This window comes from Pseudomonas sp. CM25, from assembly GCF_013179705.1.
GTDB lineage: Bacteria > Pseudomonadota > Gammaproteobacteria > Pseudomonadales > Pseudomonadaceae > Aquipseudomonas.
On sequence record NZ_JABMCW010000705.1, the window covers coordinates 1 to 674 of the forward strand.

Genomic DNA, 674 nt, shown 5'->3' on the forward strand with positions numbered 1-674 from the left:
TCATTGCCCTGGTCCCCTGGACCGACCCGCGCCTGGCAGGTGAGGGCTCCTACTTCGCGGTGCTGGACACCCTCGGCGTGCCAAATGCCAAGGCCATCATCGACTTCGTGGTGCTGACCTCGGTCACCAGCTGCCTCAACTCGTCGTTGTACACCGCCTCGCGCATGGTCTACTCATTGAGCCGCCGCGGTGACGCCCCGGCCTGTGCCCAGGTCACCAGCCGCAGCGGCACGCCAGTGGTTGCGGTGCTGCTGTCCACGGGCGCCGCGTTCCTGGCGGTGATCGCCAATTACCTGGTCCCGGCCAAGGTGTTCGGCTTCCTGATGGCCAGCTCCGGCGCCATTGCCCTGCTGGTCTATCTGGTCATTGCCATTTCCCAGCTGCGCCTGCGCAAGCGCCTGACCGCCCAGGGCAAGACGCTGAGCTATCGCATGTGGCTGTTCCCGTGGCTGACCTGGGCGGTAATCCTGTTCATCAGTGGCGTGCTGGTGCTGATGCTGCTGCGCCCCGACCATCGTCTGGAAGTGGTGTCGACCATGGTACTGGCGGTGTTGGTGGTGTGTTCGGGGCTGCTGGTCACCCGCCGTCGGGCGCGTGCGCTGGCTGTTGGCGGCGTGGGGCAGGGCGCGTGATGCGCCTTGGTTGAAGACAGACGAGCAAGTCGCATCCGGCTG

1 protein-coding gene is annotated in these 674 nt (G+C 66.0%); it reads left to right on the plus strand.

Annotated elements, in window-relative coordinates; translation table 11 throughout:
* Positions 1–632 (plus strand): amino acid permease (locus HP546_RS30820; RefSeq protein WP_172233812.1); only part of this gene is annotated, 632 nt, incomplete at its 5' end.
* Positions 633–674: the final 42 nt, after the last annotated feature.